At 73.4% G+C, this 14,967-nt stretch carries 14 protein-coding genes; 11 read left to right on the top strand and 3 right to left on the bottom strand.

What is annotated here, in order from left to right:
* The first annotated feature begins 101 nt into the window (after positions 1-101).
* From R2D22_RS17300 to R2D22_RS17255, 10 genes are all read left to right on the top strand, one after another.
* On the top strand, positions 102-950 hold the full coding sequence (locus R2D22_RS17300; protein WP_318104561.1) for a tryptophan 2,3-dioxygenase: 849 nt from the start codon (positions 102-104) through the stop codon (positions 948-950).
* Positions 943-2,148 carry a kynureninase gene (gene kynU / locus R2D22_RS17295; RefSeq protein WP_318104559.1) on the top strand — a complete coding sequence of 402 codons (1,206 nt, stop codon included), beginning with the start codon at positions 943-945 and terminating at the stop codon, positions 2,146-2,148. The genes R2D22_RS17300 and kynU overlap by 8 nt, the downstream gene beginning before the upstream one ends.
* A gap of 121 nt (positions 2,149-2,269) precedes the next feature.
* Positions 2,270-3,139, top strand: coding sequence for an alpha/beta hydrolase (locus R2D22_RS17290; protein WP_318104557.1), 870 nt, complete (start codon positions 2,270-2,272; stop codon positions 3,137-3,139).
* A 165-nt stretch (positions 3,140-3,304) separates the two neighbouring features.
* Positions 3,305-4,228, top strand: a complete 924-nt coding sequence (locus R2D22_RS17285) for an alpha/beta hydrolase (RefSeq protein ID WP_318104556.1) — start codon at positions 3,305-3,307, stop codon at positions 4,226-4,228.
* Positions 4,228-5,589, top strand: a complete 1,362-nt coding sequence (locus tag R2D22_RS17280) for an acyltransferase family protein (protein ID WP_411977035.1) — start codon at positions 4,228-4,230, stop codon at positions 5,587-5,589. The genes R2D22_RS17285 and R2D22_RS17280 overlap by 1 nt, the downstream gene beginning before the upstream one ends.
* Complete coding sequence (locus R2D22_RS17275) at positions 5,582-6,928, top strand: sensor histidine kinase (protein WP_318104553.1); 1,347 nt, start codon at positions 5,582-5,584, stop codon at positions 6,926-6,928. The genes R2D22_RS17280 and R2D22_RS17275 overlap by 8 nt, the downstream gene beginning before the upstream one ends.
* Entirely contained in the window at positions 6,925-7,602 is a 678-nt protein-coding gene (locus tag R2D22_RS17270) for a response regulator transcription factor (RefSeq protein ID WP_318104552.1), read from the top strand. Before R2D22_RS17275 ends, R2D22_RS17270 begins: the two co-directional genes overlap by 4 nt.
* Positions 7,603-7,728: 126 nt before the next feature.
* Positions 7,729-9,054, top strand: coding sequence for a sensor histidine kinase (locus R2D22_RS17265; RefSeq protein ID WP_411977034.1), 1,326 nt, complete (start codon positions 7,729-7,731; stop codon positions 9,052-9,054).
* A complete protein-coding gene (locus R2D22_RS17260) occupies positions 9,051-9,710 on the top strand; it encodes a response regulator (RefSeq protein WP_318104550.1) in 660 nt (219 codons plus the stop codon). Before R2D22_RS17265 ends, R2D22_RS17260 begins: the two co-directional genes overlap by 4 nt.
* A gap of 9 nt (positions 9,711-9,719) precedes the next feature.
* Positions 9,720-10,907 (top strand): cytochrome P450, encoded by a 1,188-nt coding sequence (locus R2D22_RS17255; protein ID WP_318104549.1) that lies wholly within the window; start codon positions 9,720-9,722, stop codon positions 10,905-10,907.
* Positions 10,908-10,984: 77 nt separating this feature from the next.
* On the opposite strand, the gene R2D22_RS17250 is transcribed toward R2D22_RS17255, so the two are convergent.
* Positions 10,985-12,565: an ABC transporter permease gene (locus R2D22_RS17250; RefSeq protein ID WP_318104547.1), complete on the bottom strand. Its 1,581-nt coding sequence runs from the start codon at positions 12,563-12,565 to the stop codon at positions 10,985-10,987.
* Positions 12,562-13,461 carry an ABC transporter ATP-binding protein gene (locus tag R2D22_RS17245; RefSeq protein ID WP_318104545.1) on the bottom strand — a complete coding sequence of 300 codons (900 nt, stop codon included), beginning with the start codon at positions 13,459-13,461 and terminating at the stop codon, positions 12,562-12,564. The genes R2D22_RS17250 and R2D22_RS17245 overlap by 4 nt, the downstream gene beginning before the upstream one ends.
* Positions 13,462-13,554: 93 nt before the next feature.
* Here R2D22_RS17245 and R2D22_RS17240 point away from each other — a divergent pair, with 93 nt between their 5' ends.
* On the top strand, positions 13,555-14,031 hold the full coding sequence (locus R2D22_RS17240; protein WP_411977033.1) for a GbsR/MarR family transcriptional regulator: 477 nt from the start codon (positions 13,555-13,557) through the stop codon (positions 14,029-14,031).
* Here the strand turns inward: R2D22_RS17240 and R2D22_RS17235 are convergent.
* Positions 14,028-14,882, bottom strand: a complete 855-nt coding sequence (locus R2D22_RS17235) for a diacylglycerol kinase family protein (RefSeq protein WP_318104542.1) — start codon at positions 14,880-14,882, stop codon at positions 14,028-14,030. The two genes, R2D22_RS17240 and R2D22_RS17235, sit on opposite strands and share 4 nt — an antisense overlap.
* Between the last annotated feature and the right edge of the window lie 85 nt (positions 14,883-14,967).

Here is a 14,967-nt window from a genome sequence, read left to right as displayed (position 1 = left end):
GGGACGTACACGAAGTCGTGTGCGCCCCGAGGGGACCGGGGCTCCGTCGTCACACGGAAGGAGCGGACCGCTACCCGGAAGTACGTATCGAGGAGACAGAAATGTCTACTTTCCCCGATGCCTCCGGAGCCGGTTCGGTCGATGACCCGAACCTCGACTTCGCGGGCACCACGCCGTACGAGGACTACGTCCAGGCGGACGTTCTCACCCACCTCCAGCACCTCCGCTCCGACGATCCGGGCGAGATGGTCTTCCTGGTCACGACCCAGGTCATGGAGCTGTGGTTCACCGTGATCGTCCACGAGTGGGAGACCGCGAGCCGCGCCCTGCGCGAGGACCGGATCCCGGTGGCGCTGGACGCGCTCAAGCGCTCCGTGCGCGAGCTGGAGGCCCTGAACCACTCCTGGCGGCCGCTCGCCCAGCTCACCCCGGCACAGTTCAACGCCTACCGCGGCGCCCTCGGCGAGGGCTCCGGCTTCCAGTCGGCGATGTACCGGCGGATGGAGTTCCTGCTCGGCGAGAAGTCCGCGTCCATGCTGGTGCCGCACCGCGGCGCGCCGCGCGTGCACGCCGAGCTGGAGAAGGCGCTGCAGGAGCCGAGCCTGTACGACGAGGTGCTGCGGCTCCTCGCCCGGCGCGGGCTGCCGGTGCCGGACGCGGTCCTCGGCCGCGACCTGGCGCTGCGCTACGAGCCCTCGCCCGAGGTCGAGACGGTCTGGGCCGGTATCTACGCCGACCCCGACCAGAACGGTGAGCTGGTGCGGCTCGGCGAGGCGCTCAGCGACGTCGCCGAACTGGTCTGGCGCTGGCGCAACGACCACCTGGTCGCCACCCGGCGGGCCATGGGCTCGAAGACCGGCACCGGCGGTTCGGCGGGCGTGGCCTGGCTGGAGAAGCGGGCGCAGAAGAACGTGTTCCCCGAGCTGTGGACGGCGCGCAGCCATGTCTGAGACCTTGCGCGAGACCGCGCTGCGCCTTGACTCCGAGGACCCGCTGGCCAAGCGCCGCGAGCTGTTCGCCCTCGACGCCGCCGTGTACCTGGACGGGAACTCGCTGGGCGCGCTGCCCGCGCACGTCCCGGCCCGCATGGCCGACGTCATCACCCGTGAGTGGGGCGCGCTGCGCATCCGCTCGTGGGACGAGAGCGGCTGGTGGACGGCCCCCGAGCGGACCGGCGACCGGATAGCCCCGCTCGTCGGCGCGGCCCCCGGGCAGATCGTCGTCGGCGACTCGACCAGCGTGAACGTCTTCAAGGCCGTCGTGGCCGCCGCCCGGCTGGCCGGGGAGGAGCGCGACGAGATCCTCGTCGACGCGACGACCTTTCCCACGGACGGGTACATCGCCGAGTCCGCGGCCCGCATGACCGGGCGCCGGATCGTGCCCGTCGCGCCGGCCGAGGTGGCCGGCGCCGTCGGGCCGCGTACCGCCGCCGCCCTGGTCAACCACGTGGACTTCCGCACCGGCCGACTGCACGACCTGCCCGGCATCACCGCCGCCGTGCGGGCGGCCGGCGCGCTGGCCGTCTGGGACCTGTGCCACAGCGCCGGCGCGCTGCCGGTCGGCCTGGACACGCACGGCGTCGACCTGGCGGTCGGCTGCACGTACAAGTACTTGAACGGCGGTCCCGGCTCGCCCGCGTACCTGTACGTCGCCGAGCGGCACCAGGGCGTCTTCGATTCGCCGCTGCCCGGCTGGAACTCGCACGCCGACCCGTTCGGCATGACGCCCGGCTACGCGGCGGCGGACGGCGCGGCGCGCGGCCGGGTCGGCACTCCCGACATCCTGTCGATGCTGGCCCTGGAGTCGGCGCTCGACGTGTGGGACGGGGTGGCGATCGAGGACGTGCGCGCCAAGTCGCTCGCCCTGACGGACTTCTTCCTGGAGTGCGTCCGGGGGTACGTGCCGGACGGCGTGGTCGAGTCGCTGACGCCCGCGGCGCACGCCGAACGGGGCAGTCAGGTGGCGCTGCGCTGCGACGCGGCCCCTGCGGTGATGGCGGAGCTGATCGCGCGCGGCGTCGTCGGCGATCTGCGCAGGCCGGACGTGCTGCGCTTCGGCTTCACGCCGCTGTACGTCGGCTTCGCGGACGCCGAGCGGGCGGCGCGGGTGCTGGCGGAGGTCGTCACCGACCTGGGCGTCGCGGCCTGACGGCGTGACCGTCTGATGGCTTGATGGCCTGATGATCGCCTGATCTGCGGGGGTGTTGCTTTTGGTACCGTCCCCGCAGGTCAGGCCGATTCGGCCCCGTCCCCGAGAGGTTGGCACAGCCATGCCGGATCCCGCCGCACGCGACGCCGCCGAAGAAGCATCGGCCTTCTCGCACCCGGCCGTCGCCCCTGACGCGTCCGCCCCGTACGGCGAACACCCGGACCAGGTCGTCGACTTCTACGCCCCGCGCGACGGCAGACAGCAGGCCCCGCTCGTCGTCGCGCTGCACGGCGGAGCGTGGCGGGCACCCTACGACCGGCAGCACCTGACCCCTTTCGTGGACTTTCTGGCGCGCCACGGCTTCGCCGTCGCCAGCGTCGAGTACCGACGCGGCAGCGACATCCCCCGGCAGGGCGGCACGGCGCCGGTCGCCGGCCGCTGGCCGGAGACCTTCGACGACGTGGCCGCCGCGCTGGACGCCGTACCGGACCTCGCCGCCGCGCACCTGCCGCAGGCCGACCCGCGCAGGATCGTGCTCACCGGGCACTCGGCGGGCGGGCATCTGGCCCTGTGGGCCGCGGCCCGGCACGTCCTTCCGCAGGGCTCGCCGTGGCGGCTGCCCGCCGCGCCGGCGCTGCGCGGTGTCGTCGCCCTCGCCCCGATCGGGCACTTCGCGCGGGCCGTGGAACTGGACGTGTGCGGCGGCGCGGTGACCCAGCTGCTCGGCGGCGAGGCGGAGGCTGAGGGCCGGATGCCGTACGCGGATCCGGCCGCGCTGCTGCCGACGGGGATCGCGACCACGATCGTGCAGGGCCGCGAGGACATCGTGGTGCCGGCGGAGGTCGCGGACGCGTACGTGGAGGCGGCGGCGAAGGCCGGCGAGACGGTGGGGCTGACCCTTCTGGAGGACATCGGCCACTTCCCGCTGATCGATCCGGCGGCGGACGCGTGCGCGGTCGTCGCGGAGGAGATCGCCCAACTGGCATGGTGATGGAGCGGATCTGACCCGGGGTCGTACGTCCCGGGTCGACAGTCGGGTGCTACGGAACGGCAGTTGAGGCGGCCGGGAGTCGTACCCGTCATACCTGAGAGCTACGTGGGAAGTGTCCCCCCTGGTGTGATGCCCGCTACCAGGGCCGGTTCGTAGCTTCGGGGCATGAACACGAACCGGCTCCGTCGCACGCTGCTCGCCTCGCTCGTCGTCGCCGCGGTCGCCGTTCCGGTGTCCGGTGCGGCGACCCGGGCGGGGATCCCCGCGCCCGCCGCCGTCGTGTTCGACGCGGGCGACACCCCACAGGCGCGGTACGCGGCCAACCGGGTCGCCGTCGCCGAGGCCGCACGCACGGCCGAGGCGCACGGCGACCGCAGGCGCGCCGGGCGACTGCGCGCCCTGGCCGCCGCCGACCGCCGGCTGCTCGCCTTCGACGGGCACGGCACCGGGCGGATCGTCGAGGTGTTCGGCGACCTGGAGCGGGCCCGGCGGATCGCCGTGCTGGTCCCCGGCTCGGACGTCAACCTCGACACGTACGGCGGCCGGTTCAGGCGCGGCGCGGCCGCGCTGAGCGCGGAGCTCGGACCGGACGCGGCGGTGGTCGCCTGGCTCGGCTACGACACCCCCGAAACGGTCGGCCCGGAGGTGCTCACTCCGGGCCGGGCCGACGAGGCCGCGCCGGAACTCCGGGCGTTCATGGGCCTGCTGAGGTCCTTCAACCCGGACGCGCGGATGTCCGCGCTCTGCCATTCGTACGGGTCCGTGGTCTGCGGCCGGGCCGCGCGCGGCCTCGACGTCACCGACCTCGTTCTGTACGGCAGCCCCGGCACCGGCGCCGACACGGCCGCGGGGCTCGGGACCGCGGCGCGGGTGTGGGTCGGGCGGGGCGCGGACGACTGGATCGCGCGGGTGCCGCACGTGGACGTCGAGGTGTTCGGCACGAAGCTCGGGCTCGGCCCGGACCCGTCCGAACCATCCTTCGGCGCGCGGCCGTTCGCCGCCGGGGACGGCGGGCACGGCGACTACCTGGAGGCGGGGACGGTGCCGCTGCGCAGCATCGCCCGGATCGTGAAGGGGGACGTGGCGTGATGGCGACCGATCGTGTGCGGGGGCGAGGCGTGGCGGCGAGCGTCCGTGGGCCTGGGCGAGGCGTTGCGGCGGCCGTTCGCTGGCCTGGGCGAGGCGTTGCGGCGGCCGTTCGTGACGCGGCGCGGCGGATCGACGAGGCGACCCCGCCCGGGCGCGACCGGGCCGTCGACGCCTTGAGGGCCCTGGCCATCCTCGGGGTGGTCCTGGGGCACTGGCTGGTCACCGCGCTCGTCGCCGACACCGGCACCCTGCGGACCGCGAGCCCGCTCCAGCACCTTCCCGAACTCACCCCGATCTCCTGGGTGTTCCAGACGCTGGCGGTGTTCTTCTTCGTCGGCGGTCATGTCGGGGTGCGCAGCCACCTCGCCGCCCGGGAGCGCGGCACGCCGTACCGGGCCTGGCTGACGGCCCGCCTGGCGCGGCTGTTCCGTCCGGTCGTCGCGGTGCTCGTGCTGTGGACGGTGGCGGCGGCCCTGATGCTGCTCGCCGGGGCGGAGCCGCAGACCGTCCACACCCTGGGGAAACTGGTGCTCTCCCCGCTCTGGTTCCTGCTGGTGTTCGCCGCCCTGACCGCCGCGACCCCGCTGCTCGTCCGGCTCCACCCGCTGTGGGCGCTCGCGGTCGTGGCCCATGTGGACCTGATCCGGTTCGGGTTCGACGGTCCGCAGGAACTCGGCTGGATCAACGTGGCGGCCGGCTGGCTCGTCCCGTACACGCTCGGTGCGCTGTGGGCGCGCGGCGAACTGAGCCGGCGGGCCGGGTGGATCCTGCTGGTGTCCGGCGCGGCGGTGACCGCCGCCCTGGTGGCCGGGTGCGGCTATCCCGCGTCGATGGTCGGCGTCCCGGGGGCCGAGGTGTCCAACCTCAGCCCGCCGACGCTCGCCGCCGTCTGCTTCGGGCTCGCGCAGTGCGGTCTCGCGCTACTCCTGCTCGGACCGCTGCGCCGGGCGATGCGCAGGCCCCTGGCGTGGGCGGCGATCGCGCTGCTCAACGTGTCGGCGATGACGGTGTTCCTGTGGCACCAGACGGCGATGATGGCGGTCACCGCGACGGGCCTGCTGGCCGGCCGGCCGCTGGCCGGGCTGCACACGGTGCCGGACGACGCGGGCTGGATACTGGCACGCTTGGCCTGGCTGCCGGTTTTCGCGCTGGCGCTGGCGGTGTGCTGGACGGCCTTCCGGGCGTACGAGACGGGGGAGCGGGGCGGGTCACGGGTGCGGGGCGGTTCACGGGTGCGGGGCGGATCGGGGGAGCGAGTGAGGCCGGGGGAGCGAGTCGGGTCGCGGGTGCGGGGCGGGAGTCCGAAGGGCGGTGCCTCTTCGCCTCCCGTCCTCCGGAGGAGGGAGATGCACCGTGCCTAGGGGGGACGGCCGGACGATCGCGGCCGAGGTGCGTCGAGTGCTGCGCGCCGATCTCGGCGCGACCGGACCCGACCCGCTGCCGCCGCTGAGCGGGCCGCGCGGACCCCTGCTGCTGCGCTGGGTGCGGTGGATGCCGCACGGACTGGTGCTGCTGACGGCCGCGCTGCTCGCGTCTTACGAGCTCAAGGAACTGACGGCCCGTCTGGGCGTGAGCGCGGCCGGTGCGGTCGTGCTCGTCGCCGCGCAGTCCGGCTGCGTCCTGCTGGCGCTCTTCCGTCCGCTGAACGCGCTGTGGTTCTCGCTGACCCTCGCCGTCGTGGTCGCGGTGCTGTCGAAGACGTACGCCACCGAGGACGGGGTGCCGATGTGGCCGTGGCTCCGGGACGGGCCCTGGCCCTGGCCGGTCGGCGGGATACTGGCCCACGCCCTGGTCCTGCTGCTGCTCGCCCTTCGGGTCCGGGTCCGGGTCGCGGCCCAGGCACTGATGCTCAGCCTGCTCGTGGGTCCGGTGCTCGAAGCGCTCACCGGAGACCACCCGCACATGCAGACGGCGTCCTCGGCAGCCCTGGCGTTCGCGGTCGTGGTCCTCGTCGGCGCGTCGATGCGCGGCCGGCGCGTGGCCGGGGTCCGCCTCGTCGAGCAGGAGGTGCTGACGGCGGAGGAACGCACCCGCCGCACGATCCTGGAGGAGCGCAGCCGGATAGCGCGCGAGCTGCACGACGTCGTCGCCCACCACATGTCGGTGATCTCCATCCAGGCGCAGGTCGCCCCACACCTCGTCGAGGATCCACCGGAGGAGCTGCGGGAGAACCTGGCGGCCATACGCCGGAACGCGGTCGACGCGCTCACCGAACTCCGCCGCGTCCTCGGGGTCCTCCGCGCGGAGGAGGCGAACGGGACGGCGGAGGCGGCGCCGCAGGCCCCGCTGCCGACCCTCGACCGGCTCGACGCCCTGCTCGACAACGCGCGCGCGGCAGGGCTCGACGTGACCTCCGAGGTCGTCGGGGAGCGGCGGGCCGCGACGCCGGGCGTGGAACTCTCGGCGTACCGGATCGTCCAGGAGGCGCTGAGCAACGCGCTCCGGCACGCGCCGGGTGGTACCGCGCGGGTGGAACTCTCCTACTCCGCGCCGGGGCTGCGGGTCCGCGTCACCAACACGGCGGGCACGCAGGGGAGTCGGGTGCGGAAGGGAGCCGGGGTGGGCGCCGGCGCCGGGCACGGGCTGCTGGGCATGCGTGAGCGGACCGCCATGCTGGGCGGGGAACTGGCCACCGGGCCGACGCCCGACGGCGGTTACGAGGTGTCGGCGTTCCTGCCGACGGAGGGGGAGAGAGCATGACGGCCGGGACGATCCGGGTGCTGATAGCCGACGACCAGATGATGGTCCGGCAGGGTTTCACGGTGCTGCTGAACGCCGAGCCGGGCCTGGAGGTCGTCGGCCAGGCGGTGGACGGCCTCGACGCCGTCGCACGGGTGGCCGAGACGCTGCCGGACGTGGTCCTGATGGACATCCGGATGCCGGAGCTCGGCGGCATCGAGGCGACGCGCCGGATCACCGCGGCCCACCCCGGCATACGCGTTCTGGTGCTGACCACCTTCGACCTCGACGAGTACGTCTACGAGGCGCTGCGCGCAGGCGCGTCCGGATTCCTCCTCAAGGACGCCTCGGCCGACCAGTTGGCGGAGGCGGTCCGGGTCGTGGCGGCCGGGGAGGCGCTGCTGTCCCCGGGGATCACCCGGCGGCTGATCGCCGAGTTCTCCCGGCTGAGCGGTGAGGCGCCCCGCGTGCCGCTGATGCGGCGGGTGGGGGAGCTGACGGAGCGGGAGACGGAGGTGCTCGCGCTGATCGCGCAGGGCCTGTCGAACGCGGAGATCGCGCGGCAGTTGGTGGTGGCCGAGCAGACGGTGAAGACGCACGTGGGCCGGATCCTGGTGAAGCTGGGCCTCCGGGACCGCACACAGGCGGCGGTCTTCGCGTACGAGACGGGTCTGGTGCGGCCCGCGGGCTACTAGCGGCCCGGGGTACCGGCGGCCGACCGACCGGCCGCCGACCGGCGTCAGTCGTCCGTGTAGTACCTGCGACGGAGGGCGAAGGATCCGCATTCAGCCGGACGACCCGACCCCCGCACCGCCCGTACCTTGGCTGACGTGACCGAGACGACGCGCATTCCACTCGACGACAAGCGCAGCCCCGAGTTCCGCCTGGCCATGGGCGCGCTCGGCGGACTGCGCGAGGACCTCTTCCACAACGCCTTCGCGTACCGGCCGCTGCCGCGGATGGACGTCGACCGCGGCCTCACCCGGCACCTTCCGGAGGGCATACGTGCCTACACCGGGTACCTTCCGCACGCCGCGGTGGCCTGGGGCGCCTTCATGGTCTTCCTGATCGGCCTCGGCGCGATCAGCGGCACCGGGGCCATGGCGCTCGGGATCGCCGCGATTCCCGCCGGGATCGTGCTGCTCACCCTCGTCCGGCCGGTGTTCGCCTTCTGGGCCTCGCTCCTGGCGACCCCGTTCATCGGAGTCATCGGCTCACCCGACGGCTGGCCCTGGTCGCCGAACGGCTTCGCCGCGCACGTCCTCGTGCTGACCGTCGTCGCCGCCCGCACCCGCCCCCGCACCGCCGCCTGGATGTGGGCCGCGACCGCCGGCTACGCCCTGTTCGCCGAGACGTTCCTCGGCATCGGACGCACGAGCGACTCCGTGCCGCTGCTGTTCGTCGCCGCGCTCGCGCTGCTCGTCGTGACCGTCCTCCAGGTGCGCCGCCAGGCCGCCGCCGAGGTCACCGCCCAGCAGTCCGTGACGGCCGTCGAGCGGTCGAAGCGGACCCTGCTGGAGGAGCGCACCACCATCGCGCGCGAGCTGCACGACGTGGTCGCGCACCACATGTCGGTCGTCGCCATCCAGGCGGAGGCCGCCCCGTACCGGGTGGAGAACCCGCCGCCGGAGCTGGAGCAGGCGTTCGCCACGATCCGGGAGAACGCGGTGGCGGCGCTGACCGAGCTGCGCCGGGTCCTCGGGGTCGTCCGTGCGGAGGACTACGAGGCCCCCGACGCCCCGCAGCCGACGCTCGCCGATCTCGACGGGCTGATCGGCAACGTGCGGGAGGCCGGGCTGGACGTGGAGAAGACGGTCACGGGTGCGGTGCGCGAGCTGCCGCAGGGCGTGGAACTGTCGGCGTACCGGATAGTCCAGGAGGCGCTCAGCAACGTGCTCCGGCACGCCTCGGGGGCGTCCGCCAAGGTCGAGGTGAGCTATGTGCTCGGCGGTCTGGGGCTGCGCGTGGTGAACGCGCGGCCGGCGGTGGCGATGGTCAAGCCGTCGCCGGGGGCCGGGCACGGGATCACCGGGATGCGGGAGCGGGTGACGATGCTGGGCGGTGAGATGGACGCCGGGCAGACGGACAGCGGCGGCTACGAGGTGACCGCGTTCATCCCGGTGCCGCGAGAGGAGGCCGGCCAGTGATCGGAGTGCTGATCGTGGACGACCAGATGATGGTCCGGGAGGGCTTCTCGGTGCTGCTCGGCGCGATGCCGGACATCGAGGTCGTCGGCGAGGCGGTGAACGGGCGGGAGGCGATCGCGCAGGTGGCGGCACTGCGGCCGGACGTGGTGCTGATGGACATCCGGATGCCGGAGCTGAACGGCATCGAGGCGACCCGGGAGATCGTCGCGTCGAACCCGGAGGCGAAGGTGCTGGTCCTGACGACCTTCGACCTCGACGAGTACGTGTACCAGGCGCTGCGCGCCGGGGCCTCGGGCTTCCTGCTGAAGGACGCCTCGGCCCGGCAACTGGCGGAGGGCGTACGGGTGGTCGCGGCGGGCGAGGCGCTGCTCGCGCCGACGGTGACGAAGCGGCTGATCACCGAGTTCGCCAAGGCCGCCGGGTCGCCCCGGCCGCCGGCGCTCTCGCAGATCGGGGATCTGACCGAGCGGGAGACGGAGGTGCTCGTGCTGATCGCGCAGGGTCTGTCCAACCAGGAGATAGCGGACCACCTGGTGGTGGCCGAGTCGACCATCAAGACGCATGTGAGCCGGATCCTGGTGAAGCTGGGCCTGCGGGACCGGACACAGGCGGCGGTGTTCGCGTACGAGGCGAGGCTGGTGCAGGTGGGCGGGTAGCGTCCGGGCATGGACGTTGCTTTCGACCCCTGGTCACCGGAGTTCGTCGCCGACCCCTACCCCGCCTACGCCGAGTTGCGGGCGACCGGACGCGCCCACTGGTACGCGCCGACCCGGCAGTGGCTGATCCCGCACTACGAGGACGTGTCGGCGTTGCTGCGGGACCGGCGGCTCGGGCGCACGTACACGCACCGCTTCACCCATGAGGAGTTCGGACGGGAGGCACCGGACGCGGCGCACGAGCCGTTCCACACGCTCAACGACCACGGGCTGCTCGACCTGGAGGGGGCGGACCACACGCGGATCCGGCGGCTGGTCTCCAAGGCGTTCACGCCGCGGACGGTGGAGAACCTGGTGCCGACGGTGCGCCGGCTCGCCGCCGGCCTGGTCGGGGGCCTTGTGGAGCGGGGCGGCGGGGACCTGCTCGCGGAGGTCGCCGAGCCGCTGCCGGTCGCGGTGATCGCCGAGATGCTGGGAATCCCGGAGGGAGAGGAGGAGCGGGGCCGGCTGCGGCCCTGGTCGGCCGCGATCTGCGGGATGTTCGAGCTGAATCCCTCGGAGGAGACGGCCCGGCAGGCGGTCCGGGCGTCGATCGAGTTCTCGGACTACCTGCGGGAGTTGATCGAGCGGCGGCGGAAGAGTCCGGGGGACGACCTGATCTCGGGGCTGATCGGCGTGGAGGATCTGACCGAGCAGGAGATGATCTCCACCTGCGTGCTGCTGCTGAACGCGGGCCACGAGGCCACGGTGAACACCACGGTCAACGGCTGGTGGACGCTGCTCAGGGAGGGCGTGCTGCCGGATCCCGAAAAGTTGTCCACAGCTGTGGAAGAACTGCTGCGGTACGACACCCCGCTGCAGATGTTCGAGCGCTGGGTGCTGGACGACATCGAGGTCGGCGGCCAGGTGATCCCGCGTGGCTCGGAGGTGGCGCTGCTGTTCGGCTCGGCGAACCGGGACCCGGCGCGGTTCGGGCCGACGGCCGACGTGCTGGACCTGACCCGCGTGGACAACCCGCACATCACCTTCGGCGCGGGGATCCACTACTGCCTGGGCGCGCCGCTGGCGCGGGTGGAGCTGTCCGCGGTCTTCGCGGAACTCCTCCACCGCGCGCCCTCGCTCCGCCTCGCGGCGGAACCGGTGTGGAAGCCGGGCTACGTGATCCGGGGCGTCGACGAACTCCTCGTGGAGCTGTGACGGAGCGGGGGCCGGTCGACTCCCGACCCGGCCCCCGCTCCGTCCCTCGTCCCGCTCCCCCGCGCCGTCCGCCCGGTTCAGCAGCCCGCGTCGCGGCGGCGGAGCCGCCACAGGCCGGCCGCCGTCAGGGCCACCGCCAGGGCGGTGAGGACGACCAGCGGCGTCCAGGTCATCGACGGGCCCGGCAGCTTCGGCAGGTGGCCGAAGGGCGAGATGTCCAGCACGGTCTGCGGGAGGTTCAGCGCCGGGCCGATCCACCCCAGGACCAGCGCCAGTCCGGCCGCGCCCCAGGCCGCGGCCGCCGCCTTCGGGACCGCGCCCCACAGCAGGACCGCGAGACCGCCCAGCACCCAGACGGCGGGCAGTTGGGCCAGCGCCGCGCCGAGGATCGCCCCGAAGTCCTTGCCGTACGAGGCGTACAGGCCGACCGCAGCCAGCGTCATGATCAGCGCCGTGCCGGCGAACGCGATCACCAGGTGCCCGGCCGCCCAGCGCAGCCGGCCCAGCGCGTTCGCCAGGAGCGGTTCGGCGCGCTGCGAGGTCTCCTCGCCGTGCAGCCGCAGCACCGAGCCGACCACGTACAGGGCCGCGATCATCCCGAACATGCCGACCATGGTGGCGAGGAAGGCGTCCGTCAGGGCGCTCTGCCCGCCCATCCGCTCGAAGATCTCCTTCGCCTGCTCGTTGTCCCCGACGATGTCCGCCGCGCCCTCGACCATGCCGCCGAAGACCAAGCCCACCACCAGGAACCCGAGCGACCAGCCCAGCAGGGTGCCCCGCTGCAGCCGCCAGGCCAGCCCGCCGGCCGTCGCGAGCCGCCCCTCGGCCGGGCCCGGCCGGGCCGGCAGGAAGCTCATGCCGACGTCGCGCCGGCCGGTCAGTACGTACGCGATCGCCGTCTGGACGACCACCGCCGCCGCGATCAGCAGCAGCACCCACCAGCGCTCGTCGGCGTACGCCCGGACGTTCTCCGCCCAGCCGACCGGCGACAGCCAGGTCAGCACGGAGCTGCCGTCGGCCGTCCCCGCGTCGCCCGCGGCGCGCAGCACGAAGGCGAGTCCGAGCACCGCGCCCGACAGCCCCTTCGCGAGCCGCGCGCTCTCGGTGAGTTGCGCGACGATCGCGGCCGTCGCGGCGAACAGCATGCCGGTCCCGCCCACCGCGAGCCCGAGGGCGAGCGCGCCGCCGGCGCCCTGGCCGGCCAGGCCGGCCGTGACGATCAGCGCGACGGCCGTGTTGGCGACGAGCGCGGCCAGCAGCGCCGCCGTGAGCGGCGCCCGCCGCCCCACCGCGCCGGCCGCGAGCATCTCCTGACGGCCGGTCTCCTCTTCCTCCCGGGTGTGCCGGACGACGACGATCAGGCTCATCACGGCCGCGAGCGTCGCGGCGAAGACCCCGAACCGCCAGGCGACGAGGCCGCCGATCGAGTCGTCGAAGACCGGTCCGTACAGCGACCGCAGCGAGCTGTTGGCGTTCATCGAGCCGGCCAGCTGGGCCCGCGCGGCGTCGGTGCCGTACAGGCTCTGCAGCGAGCCGACGCCGCTGGCGACCATGCCGCCGACGACCAGCACCCACAGCGGCATCATCAGCCGGTCGCGCCGCAGCGCGAGCCGGGCCAGGGTGCCGGTGCCGGTCAGGGGAACCGCGAGCGTACTCATCGCGCCATCGCCTCGTCGTCCGCGTAGTGACGGAGGAACAGCTCCTCCAGGGTGGGCGGGGTGCTGGTCAGCGAGCGCACCCCGGACGCGGTCAGGGACCGCAGTACCGCGTCCAGCTGGTCGGTCTCGACCTGGAGCTTGACCCGGTTCCCCTGCACGTCCAGGTCGTGCACGCCGGGCAGGTGGGCCAGCCCGTTCGGCGCGCCGGAGAGTTCGGCGCTGACGCTGGTTCGGGTGAGGTGGCGCAGGTCGGCGAGCGAACCGCTCTCCACGGTCCGGCCCTTGCGGATGATGCTGACCCGGTCGCAGAGGGTCTCGACCTCGCTGAGGATGTGCGAGGAGAGCAGCACCGTCGCGCCCCGGTCGCGCGCCTCGGCGACGCAGCTCTGGAAGACCTCCTCCATCAGCGGGTCCAGGCCGCTGGTGGGCTCGTCGAGGATCAGCAGGTCGACGTCGGAGGCGAAGGCGGCGACGAGGGCGACCTTCTGCCGGTTGCCCTTGGAGTACGTCCGCCCCTTCTTCGTCGGGTCGAGCTCGAACCGCTCGATCAGCTCGGCCCGCCGCGCCTTGTCCAGCCCGCCGCGCAGCCGGCCGAACAGGTCGATGACCTCGCCGCCGGAGAGGTTGCGCCACAGCGTCACGTCGCCGGGGACGTAGGCGATGCGGCGGTGCAGTTCGACCGCGTCCTGCCACGGGTCCCGGCCGAGCAGCTGGGCCGCGCCGGCGTCGGCGCGCAGCAGACCCAGCAGGACTCGGATGGTGGTGGACTTCCCGGACCCGTTGGGTCCGAGGAAGCCGTGGACCTCGCCGGTCTCGACCGTGAGGTCGAGGCCGTCCAGCGCATGCGTCCGCCCGAACGACTTGTGCAGTCCGGAGACGGTGATTGCCTTCGTCATGCTTCAGAACGTACACTCATTTCACAAACTTGTGAAGTTAAGAAAGCGTATAAAGTCGAGGCGCCAAGGTGAACGAGGGAGACCATGAGCGGCATGACCAGCAACGAAGAGGACGTGGCCCGGTTCGTCGAGCGCTTCGCCGCCGAACTGACGCAGGCCGGCATGCAGCGCATGGCGTCCCGCGTCTTCGCCGCCCTGCTCGCCTCCGAGGCGGGCGCGCTGACCTCGGCCGAGCTGGCCGAGCAGCTCCAGATCAGCCCGGCGGCCATCTCGGGCGCGGTCCGGTACCTCACCCAGGTCGGCATGGTCAGCCGTGAACGCGACCCGGGCACCCGCCGCGACCGCTACGTGCTCCACAACGGCGTCTGGTACGAGACCTTCACCCGCCGCGACCAGATCCTGACCCGCTGGGAGAAGGTCCTCCGCGACGGCGCGGAGATCCTCGGCCCCGACACCCCGGCGGGCGCCCGCACCGCCGAGACGGCCGAGTTCTTCGAGTTCCTCCAGAAGGAGATGCTCGCCACCATGGACCGATGGCGCGAGCACCTCGCGGCGAAGACCCGGGCCTAGGGTCTGTCCGGTGTCCCGCCCCAGACCTCTCCCGCCCCCGCTGGAACGGGCGGCAGGGTCAGGCTCCACGCTCCTTCGCGGACCGTCCAGGTGCGTGCGCGGACGAGCGGGGAGGTGCGGGAGTCCGCGTGGTAGCGGAAGTCCGGGCCGGAGACCGTGAGGGTGCGGGCCTCGGCGCGCAGCGGCGGCGCGTGCGGGGGGCGTACGACGACCTCGGCGATGCCGCCGAGGGAGCGTACGGTCACCGCCTCCACCGGCTCGTCCACGTCGCTGAGCAGCACCCCGTCAGCCTCCACCCGGAGCCGGTGGGTGCGGAGGCCGCCCTGCGCGGGGACGGTCCTGACGAGGGTGCGCACCAGCGTGCGGCAGGTGTCCCACATCGTCGCGGGCGGCGGCGCCGCGACCGCGGCGGGCCCTGGCGTCGCCGGGATCCGCACTCCGCCGAGCACCACGCCGTCGCCGTCGTCGACCAGCAGGTCCAGGCGGCGCGCCACGCCGTCGACCACCGTCCGTGCCGCCGCCACCGCGCCCGGCGGCACGCCGAGCGACCTGGCCACTTCGAGTGATCCCGGCGCGCCGATCGGGACGACCGACAGCGCGCCCTGCGCGAGCTCACGCTCCCGGTGCAGCAGCGTCACCGTCCGTAGCAGCGCCCGGTCGTCGCCGACCACGACGGGGCGGCGCGAGCCCCGCCGGGCCAGGGCCCGGGTGAATTCCTCGGGGCTGTCCGGCAGGCAGATCTTCGTTTCCGCGGCCGCACACAACACATCTTTCGCGATCCGCACGGACTCGCCGTCACTTCGGCGGGCGACCGGGTCGACGATGACCAGCAGCTGGTCGTGATCCGACACCTCGGTCCTTCCTCGGGTAGCATCTTTGTGCAAGAGCCCCTTGCGCTATTGCGCCAGGGGCTTCGTCTATTCCGGGGCACACCGG

Origin of the sequence: Streptomyces sp. HUAS YS2, from assembly GCF_033343995.1 — a bacterium.
GTDB lineage: Bacteria > Actinomycetota > Actinomycetes > Streptomycetales > Streptomycetaceae > Streptomyces > Streptomyces solicathayae.
Note: the sequence above shows the minus strand (reverse complement) of the source record. Positions and strands in the feature narration are given on the sequence as shown.